This is a genomic window from Micromonospora sp. ATCC 39149 (assembly GCF_000158815.1).
Lineage (GTDB): Bacteria > Actinomycetota > Actinomycetes > Mycobacteriales > Micromonosporaceae > Micromonospora.
Genome location: NZ_GG657738.1, coordinates 301,210 through 309,844, shown reverse-complemented (window position 1 = coordinate 309,844; position 8,635 = coordinate 301,210). Strand labels below are relative to the sequence as shown.

7 protein-coding genes are annotated in these 8,635 nt (G+C 72.6%); 4 read left to right on the top strand and 3 right to left on the bottom strand.

Annotated elements, in window-relative coordinates:
• The 3 genes from MCAG_RS01355 to MCAG_RS34260 form a co-directional block, all read right to left on the bottom strand.
• Positions 1-824 (bottom strand): glycoside hydrolase family 3 protein (locus MCAG_RS01355; RefSeq protein ID WP_007071204.1); only part of this gene is annotated, 824 nt, incomplete at its 3' end.
• Positions 825-1,069: 245 nt separating this feature from the next.
• Positions 1,070-1,822: an ROK family protein gene (locus MCAG_RS34265; protein WP_232290035.1), complete on the bottom strand. Its 753-nt coding sequence runs from the start codon at positions 1,820-1,822 to the stop codon at positions 1,070-1,072.
• Positions 1,722-2,291: a helix-turn-helix domain-containing protein gene (locus tag MCAG_RS34260; protein WP_232290034.1), complete on the bottom strand. Its 570-nt coding sequence runs from the start codon at positions 2,289-2,291 to the stop codon at positions 1,722-1,724. The genes MCAG_RS34265 and MCAG_RS34260 overlap by 101 nt, the downstream gene beginning before the upstream one ends.
• A 226-nt stretch (positions 2,292-2,517) precedes the next feature.
• Between MCAG_RS34260 and MCAG_RS01345 the strand changes: the two genes are divergently transcribed.
• The 4 genes from MCAG_RS01345 to MCAG_RS01330 all read left to right on the top strand — a co-directional run bounded on the left by MCAG_RS01345 (position 2,518) and on the right by MCAG_RS01330 (position 8,573).
• Positions 2,518-4,179 (top strand): extracellular solute-binding protein, encoded by a 1,662-nt coding sequence (locus tag MCAG_RS01345; protein WP_007071202.1) that lies wholly within the window; start codon positions 2,518-2,520, stop codon positions 4,177-4,179.
• Positions 4,176-5,207, top strand: coding sequence for a sugar ABC transporter permease (locus MCAG_RS01340; protein WP_007071201.1), 1,032 nt, complete (start codon positions 4,176-4,178; stop codon positions 5,205-5,207). The genes MCAG_RS01345 and MCAG_RS01340 overlap by 4 nt, the downstream gene beginning before the upstream one ends.
• 243 nt (positions 5,208-5,450) lie before the next feature.
• On the top strand, positions 5,451-6,425 hold the full coding sequence (locus MCAG_RS01335) for a carbohydrate ABC transporter permease (protein ID WP_036371863.1): 975 nt from the start codon (positions 5,451-5,453) through the stop codon (positions 6,423-6,425).
• A gap of 93 nt (positions 6,426-6,518) precedes the next feature.
• Positions 6,519-8,573, top strand: coding sequence for a beta-galactosidase (locus MCAG_RS01330; protein ID WP_007071199.1), 2,055 nt, complete (start codon positions 6,519-6,521; stop codon positions 8,571-8,573).
• Positions 8,574-8,635 lie beyond the last annotated feature (62 nt).

Below are 8,635 nucleotides of genomic sequence, written 5' to 3'. Positions count from 1 at the left end.
TCGTCCTCGGTGAAGTTGTCGATCCCGGCGCGCAGGGCGGCGGCGAAGCCGCTGACGTGGTCGCGCTCGCGACCCTGCACCCCGGCGATGTTGGTGGCCGCCCCGGCGTCGCCGACGACCATGATCTCGTCGGTGGCCATCGAACGCAGCTCGCCCTCGATCAGCGGGCTCAGGTGCGCGGGGACCCCGTTGACCAGGTTGTACGAGGCCATCACGGCCACCGCCGCGCCGGCCGCCAGCGGCGCGCGGAACGCCGGCAACTCGTACTCGTGCAGCACCCGAGGTGACAGGTTGCTGGAGGTGGTGGCGCGGTCGGTCTCGTTGTTGTAGCCCAGGAAGTGCTTAAGCGTCGGCGCGGTCCGCAGCCGGTCGGGGTGGTCGCCGCGCAGACCCCGGGCGTACGCGGTGGCGAGGTGCCCGGTGAGCCACGGGTCCTCGGACCAGCCCTCCTCGTTGCGTCCCCAGCGGGGGTCGCGCAGCGGGTTGACCACCGGCGCCCAGACGTTCAGGCCGACCCGCTCGGGGTCGGCGTTGTGCTTGGCGCGCACCTCGTCGCCGACGGCGGCGCCGACCGACCGCACCAGCTCGGCGTTCCAGCTGCTGGCCAGCCCGATCGCCTGCGGGAAGACCGTGGCCGTGCCGAGCCAGGCCACCCCGTGCAGCGCCTCGGTACCGGTGCGGAACGGCGGCAGCCCGAGCCGGGTGACCGGGGCCTGCCACTGGTGCAGCAGCCCGATCTTTTCCGGCAGGGTGAGGCGGGTCAGCAGGTCGTCGACGCGGGCGGCGGGGGACGGGCCGGGCGTCCGGCCGGTGCTGTCGGTCATGGTGGATCGGTTACCTTCCATGGGCTAGCCGCACTGCCCAGGCGGGAGGTCGAAGCGCTTCGACGACCGCCGTGACGGTTGGCATCGCGGAGGTGATGGTGTGCGGCTGTCGACCCGGACGCGGTGAAGCGCTTCGACAACCGGCGAAGAACCAGGCCGCCCCGGCTGCCCGGACGGGACGGCTGCTCCGAGGTTGGCACCACCGGGCCGATGCGGTCAAGGGCTGACGGCCACGGGTTCAGACGTCAGCGGGCGGGCAGCCGACCACTCTCGACAGTGGCCAGGGCTGCCGTGGCGCCGCCGAGCGCGGCGGCCGTGGCCCCCAGCGTGGACGCCTCCAGCAGGCACCCGCCGGCCTCCGGCGTCAGCGCCCGGGCTGCCAGCTCCGCCCGGGCCGTCGGCAGCAGCCACGGCCCCAACGTCGCGAGGTGACCCCCGACCAGCACCACCTCGGGGTTGAGCAGGTCGGCCAGCACGGCGACCGCGCGGCCGAGGTGGCGGCCGGTTTCGGCCAGCCCGGCCCGTACGGTCGGGTCGTCCTGCCCGGCCAGGGCCTTCAGCCGGTCGAGTTCCGGAAGGAAGTCGGTTACCGGGCCGTCCTCGGCGGCGTCGGGCAGCAGCCGACGCACGACGGCGGGCAGCCCGACCAGCGCCTCCAGGCAGCCGGACCGCCCGCAGGCGCAGGCGGGGCCGGCCGGGTCGAGGCACAGGTGCCCGATCTCGCCGGCGAAGCCCCGCTTGCCGCGCAGCAGCCGCCCGTCGGCGATCACCCCGGCGCCGATTCCCGCGCCGCCGGTGAGGTGGACCAGGTCGGCGGCTCCGGCCTGCGCGCCGTGCCGCTGCTCGGCCAGGGCGGCGAGGTTCGCCTCGTTGTCGACGGTGACCGTGAAGTCCACATCACGCAGCGCGGCGCGAAGCTGGGCGGCGAGGGGGACGTCGCGCCAGCCGAGCGCGGGGGCCAGGGGCACGCAGCCGACCGCGTCGACCAGGCCCGGCACCCCGACGGTCAGGCCGAGCAGGATCCGCCCCTCGCTGGTGACCCGGGCGGTGGCCCGGCGGACCAGGGCCGGCGAGGGCGCGTACCGTCTCGGCGGGCGTCGCCGCCGCCGCGGCGAAGGCGCGGCGCCAGGTGAGCAGCCGGTTGCCGCCGAGGTCGACGGCGACCGCCACCAGTTCGTCGGCGCCGATCTGGAGCCCGAGGGCGGCGTACGGCTCGCCGTCGAGGACGAGCATGGTGGCCGGGCGGCCGACCCGGTGCTCGGTCAGCCCGGTCTCGCGCACCAGTCGGCGCTCGATCAGCTCGGTGACGAGGCTGGAGACGGTGGCCTTGTTGAGCCCGGTGCGTGCCGCGATGTCGGCCCGGGAGCAGGGGGCGTGCACCCGGACGTGTCGCAGCACCACGGCCCGGTTGGCGACCCGGACGTCGCCGAGGTCCGTCGGCTGCGGGTCGTTCTGCCTGCTAATCAAGATCTGCCCGCTCCCTGCGCTGCCGGTGCGCGATCCCCGGTCGGTTCGCGCGTCCATCATCGCGCACCCCGGCACCCCACCGGCCGCCGCGTGCCTCGTCGCCCTGCGGCCGCCGCTCCCTTGTGGGCTGGATCACCGTCGATTAGTTTATTCGGCTAGTAACCCAACTAATCCTAGCCGGGCGCTCGTGCTCCGCAAGCCCCGCGTGTCAGATGAAGGGAACGCCGTGAAGCCGTCCCTGCCAGGCGTATCCACCGATCGCCGGACCCTGCTGCGTCTCGCCGGTCTCGGCGCCGCCGCCACGATGGGGGGCGCCACCCTCGCCGGATGCAGCAAGGAGGCCGGTAGCAAGGGCACCGCCACCAAGGCCGACGCGGTCCGAGCCGTCCTGCCCAACTACAAGCCGGCCGAGGTCCTCAAGCCGGACATCCCGGGGGAGGGGCCGATCCCGGACGGCTACCTCAGCTACCCCCGCGAACTCGTCGACGCGGTCACCGAGCAGCCCGGCAAGGGCGGCGCGGCGATCCGCACGATGAGCCCCTGGTGGGGACCGACCCCGCCCACGCTGGGCAGCAACTCCTACCTGGCCGCGATCAACACCAAGCTGGGCGTCGAGATCAACCCGAGCCTGCAGGACGGCACCACGTTCGCCGACAAGCTCAACGCCATGCTCGGCGCCCGCGACGTGCCCGACCTGCTCATGGTCCCCAACTGGGAGGTCGACAAGGTCGCCCGGTTCTCCGACGCGGTGAAGGCCCTCTTCGAGGATCTCACCGACCACCTCAAGGGCGACGCCGCCGCGAAGTACCCGTACCTGGCCGCGCTGCCCACCGGCTCCTGGGAGTACTCGGTCTGGGGCGGCCGGCTGGCCGCCGTGCCGTATCCCACCGACGGCCCGTTCGCCTGGGCCCTGTTCCACCGCAAGGACCTGTTCGACAAGGCCGGCCTGGCCGCGCCGACCTCTCCCGAGGAGCTGTACGAGCTGGGCAAGAAGGCCACCGATCCGGGCAAGGGCGTGTGGGCCTTCGGCTCCATCTTCGACATGGTCCAGCAGTCCTACGGCTGCCAGCATACTTGGCGCAAGAAGCCCGACGGTGGCCTGGAGCACAAGTTCGAGAACCCCGCCTTCAAGGCCGCGCTGGAGTTCACGGCGAAGCTGTTCAAAGAGGGCCTCGTCCACCCCGACACCGTGGCCAGCAAGGGCGCCGACGAGAAGCAGTTGTTCAAGGCCGGCAAGATCCTGATGTTCCAGGACGGGCTCGGCGCGTGGCAGGGCATACAGGGTGAGCAGTCCAAGGTGCTGCCGAGCTTCAACATGCAGCCGCTGCCGATGTTCGGCACCGCCGGTGCCCCGCCGGTCGTCTGGGGCAGCGAGAAGCCGATCTTCTTCACCTTCGTCAAGAAGGGCATCGGCGCCGACCGGGTCGACGAGCTGCTGCGGGTGCTCAACTGGTGCTCCGCGCCGTTCGGCAGCCGCGAGTTCGAGCTGCGCGAGTACGGGGTGGAGGGCAAGCACTTCACCCGCGCGGCCGACGGCAGCCCGATCCCCACCGAGCTGGGCCGCAAGGAGCTGGGCGGCCAGTACAACTTCTGCCGGGCCGCGGTCAAGGTGCGCAGCGGCGACACCCCGGACTACGTCCCGCAGTACCTGGACTACCTCAAGAAGCACATCGGCATGTTGGAGAAGGATCTCTTCGCCGGGATCAAGCTGGAGCTGCCGGCCAACTGGTCGAAGATCATCCAGCCGACGGACGACAAGATCCGTGACATCCTGCGCGGTCGTCGCCCGATCAGCGACCTCGACCAGGTGACGAAGGAATTCCTCGCCTCCGGCGGCGAAGAGGGGCGCGCCTTCCACGAGAAGGCGCTCGCCGACAACGGCCGATGAGCGGCCCGGGCACCGCCAGCGCGGTCGACGCGCCGGCGGCGGCCGGGCAGGCCCCGCCGCAGACGCGCAAGCCCCGGGGCGCCGGTCGGCGTCGGCCCCGGGCGAGCCTGGGCGCGCGCCTGCGCCGGGACTGGCCGCTGCTGGCGATGACCGCGCCGGCCGCCGCGCTGCTGCTGGTCTTCCACTACCTGCCGACCCTCGGCAACGTCATCGCCTTCCAGGACTACAACCCGTTCGTCGGCGACGACCCGGTGGAGGCGTTCCTCTACAGCGAGTGGATCGGCTTCGGCAACTTCGAGGCGCTCTTCGCCGACCCGCTGTTCTGGGACGCGGTGCGCAACACCCTCACCATCACCGCGTTCCAGCTCGTGTTCTTCTTCCCCCTGCCGATCATGCTGGCGATCCTGCTCAACAGCCTGGTCTCCGGGCGGGTGCGGGGCTTCGTGCAGAGCGTCGTCTACCTGCCGCACTTCTTCAGCTGGGTGCTGGTGGTCACGTTCTTCGTGCAGATGCTCGGTGGGGCCGGGCTGCTCGCCCAGGAGATGCGCGAGGCCGGCCTGCAACCGTGGAACATCATGACCAACCCGGACACGTTCATCGTGCTGGTCACCGCCGAGTCGGTGTGGAAGGACATCGGCTGGGGCGCGATCGTCTTCCTGGCCGCGTTGGCCGCGATCGATTCCAACCTGTACGAGGCGGCGGCGGCCGACGGCGCCGGGCGGTGGCGGCGACTGTGGCACATCACGCTGCCCGGACTGCGGCCGGTGATCGTGCTGCTGCTCATCATGCGGCTGGGCGACGCGCTCTCGGTCGGCTTCGAGCAGTTCATCCTGCAACGGGAGGCGGTCGGCCGGGACGCCGCGGAGGTCCTCGACACCTTCGTCTACTACCAGGCCATCGCCACCCAGCAGTGGGGCCTGGGCGCCGCGGCCGGGCTGTTCAAGGCGATGGTGGGCCTGATCCTCATCCTCGCGGCCAACAAGCTCGCGCACCGGCTCGGCGAGCAGGGGGTGTACTCGAAATCGTGACATCCGCCCCCGCCGAAGGGCGGGGGATTCCAGTGGTCGCCCGCTGGGTTTCCTGTCTCGTCGCCGACTGCCTCGTCCGAGAGGAAGGCTCCCGTTGAGGTCTTACACCAGCTCCACAGGCTGCCACCGCCAGCCCGGCGGCCCGGATGTCACGTGCGGTCTCGGCGTCACGGTCGTGGACCTCCGGGCACCGGCGGGTCCACTCGCTGGGGCCGAGGCAGGGGTATCGACGGAAGGTGTCCGATGACCGCACAGCTCAGTGGCATCGGACCGGTGCCGGCAGGCCCCGTGCCGGCCGGCAAGCCGACCCGGCGGCGCGGCGGCCAGCGGCCCCCGTGGGAGGAGCCGCCCTCGCCGGTCGGCCTGTTCGGCAAGGGCGTCGTGCTCGTCCTGCTCGTCGCGGCGGTGCTCGTGCCCCTGTGGGCGGTGCTGGTGACCAGCCTCGCCTCCCGGGAGACGATCGACGCAGCCGGCGGGATGGTGATGGTGCCCCGGGAGTTCGACCCGTCGGCGTACATCACGATCTTCAATGGTGGGCAGATCACCCGGGCCGTCTGGATCAGCACCCTGGTCACCGTTCTTGGCACGACGGTGAGCCTGGTGCTCACCGTGCTGGCCGCGTACGGGCTGTCCCGGCCCGGCTCGGTCGGGCACCGGGGGCTGCTGTTCTTCTTCCTGCTGACCTTCCTGATCTTCCCCGGTCTGGTGCCCAGCTATCTGGTGGTGACCGGGCTGGGGCTCAAGGACAGCATCTGGTCGCTGATTCTGCCCAGCGCGATCAGCGTGTTCAACCTCGTGGTGATCCGGGCGTTCTTCATGGGCGTTCCCGGTGAGCTGCTCGACAGCGCCCGCATCGACGGGGCGGGGGAGTTCCGCATCCTCACCCAGATCATGCTGCCGTTGTCGAAGGCGGTGATCGCGGTGGTCGGCCTGTTCTACGCGGTCGGCTACTGGAACGCCTACTTCAACTCGGTGCTCTACATCGACGACAACGACAAGTTCCCGATCCAGCGGGTACTGCAGAGCTACATCCTGGCCGGCCAGTCGCCGAACGTCTCCGGATCCGCGGTCAGCCTGCCCGGGATCACCGCGTACCCGCCGACGCTGGCGGTGAAGATGGCGGTGGTGGTGGTGACCGTCGTCCCGGCGATCATCGTCTACCCGTTCGTGCAGCGGCACTTCACCAAGGGCGTCATCACCGGCGCGGTGAAGGGCTGAAGCTCCACCGGCGCCCCACGCGCAGTCCGCTCCGCGTGGGGCGCCCACCGGCGTACTCGGAGCACCACCACCTCAGCGAACGGACGGTACGGCATGTGGGACGAGCCTCGGCTCCGCTTCGGCGGGGACTGGAACCCAGAGCAGTGGCCCGAGCAGGTCTGGGCCGAGGACGTCACCCTGATGCGCCGGGCGCGGGTCAACCTCGTCACGGTCGGGGTGTTCGCCTGGTCCCGCCTCGAACCCGCGCCCGGCCGGTACGACTTCGACTGGCTTGACCGGGTGCTGGACCTGCTGGCCGACAACGGCATCCGCGCCGCGCTGGCCACCCCGACCGCGTCGCCGCCACCCTGGTTCTCCCTGGCCCACCCGGAAGCGCTGCCGATGACCGACGCCGGGGTGCGGCTGTACCACGGCAGCCGGGACACCTACTGCGCCGCCGCGCCGGCGTACCGGGCCGCTGCCAGCCGGATCGCCGGCGTTCTCGCCGACCGCTACGCCCACCATCCGGCGCTGGAACTGTGGCACGTGCACAACGAGTACGGCACCGTCTGCTACTGCGAGCACGCCGCGACCGCGTTCCGGGCGTGGCTGACCGCCCGGCACGGCTCGCTGGACGCCCTTAATGCGGCCTGGACCACCAGCTTCTGGAGCCAGCACTACTCCGACTGGGAGCAGATCAGCACCCCCCGGGCCACCCAGTACCTGGCCAACCCCGGCCAGCTGCTCGACTTTCGCCGGTTCTGGTCCGACACGCTGCTCGCCGCGTACACCGAGCAGCGGGACCTGCTGCGGGCGGCGAACCCGGCGGTGCCCGTCACCACCAACTACGTCCTCGCCGACTGGGTGCCCGTCGACCACGCCCGCTGGGCCGCCGAGGTCGACCTGGTGGCCATCGACCACTACCCGTGGTCGGTCGACGGCGGGGCGGAGGAGCAGACGGCCTTCGCCGCGGACCTGGCTCGGGGCTGGGCCCGGCACGGTGCCCGGGCCCGCGCCGCCGCCGGCCCGCCGGCCACCGCGCGGGTGCCCGGCGACGCCGCCGCCGGCAGCGCCTGGCTGCTCATGGAGAGCGCCCCGAACCTGATCTACACCGCCGGGCGGATGCACGCCAAGGAACCCGGCCGGATGGCCCGGCACAGCCTCGCCCACGTCGCCCGGGGCTCGCGCGGCGCGATGTACTTCCAGTGGCGTGCCCCGGTCGGCGGGGCGGAACGGTTCCACTCCGCGCTCGTGCCGCACGCCGGCCCGGACAGCCGCGTGTTCCGCGAGACGGTGGAGCTGGGCGGGATCCTGGACCGGATCGCCGAGACCGACGGCGCGGTCGTCGAGGCGTCCGTGGCGATCGGCTGGGACGCCGCCTCCGGGTGGGCCCTGCGACACCCCGGCCTGCCGTCGCAGCGCATCGACCACCACGGGGAGGTCGCGGCGGCGCACCGGGCGCTGTGGCGGGCCGGCTTCGGCTGCGACGTGGTGCTGCCCGGCGACTCCGTCGACGGGTGCGCGCTGCTCGTGCTCCCGGCCCTCTACCTCGCCTCCGACGCCGTCGCGGCGTGGGCCAGGGGGTACGTCGAGGGCGGCGGCCACCTCCTGGTGACCTGGCTCAGTGGGGTCGCCGACGAGCACGCCCGGGTCCGCACCGGCGGCTACCCCGGCGCGTTCCGTGACGTACTCGGCGTCCGGGTGGAGGAGTTCCACCCGCTCGCCGACGGCGACGAGGTCCCCCTGGACGGGGGCGGCACCGGGCGGATCTGGGCCGAGAACGTCGGGTTGACCGGAGCCGAGGCGGTCCGCGCGTACGCCGGCGGGGTGCTCGCCGGGCAGCCCGCGGTGACCCGCCACCGACACGGCGCGGGCACCGCCTGGTACGTCTCCACCCGGCCCGACGACGAGACGTACCGGCGGCTGCTGACGGAGGCGGCCCTCGCTGCCGGCGCGGCACCGACCTGCCCGGCCGCGCCGGCCGGGGTGGAGGCGGTGCGCCGCCGGGGCGCGGCGGGGAGCTGGCTGTTCCTGCTCAACCACACCGATCGGGCGCACCGGGTGGCGGCCACCGGCGTGGAGCTGCTCACCGGCGCGGCCGTCGACACCGCCGTGGAGGTGCCCGCCGGGGGCGTCGCCGTGGTCCGGGAGGCCGCCCCCGCCCGCTGACCGCCGCGGGGCCTGCGCCGTCCCCGGCGCCGGTGCCGGCGGGAGTGGTCAGGGGCGCGGCG

Bases quoted from the DNA above. Each gene is read 5' to 3' on its own strand.
- MCAG_RS01340 (WP_007071201.1), top strand. From the start codon at position 4,176: ATGAGCGGCCCGGGCACCGCCAGCGCGGTCGACGCGCCGGCGGCGGCC.
- MCAG_RS01335 (WP_036371863.1), top strand. From the start codon at position 5,451: ATGACCGCACAGCTCAGTGGCATCGGACCGGTGCCGGCAGGCCCCGTG.
- MCAG_RS01330 (WP_007071199.1), top strand. From the start codon at position 6,519: ATGTGGGACGAGCCTCGGCTCCGCTTCGGCGGGGACTGGAACCCAGAG.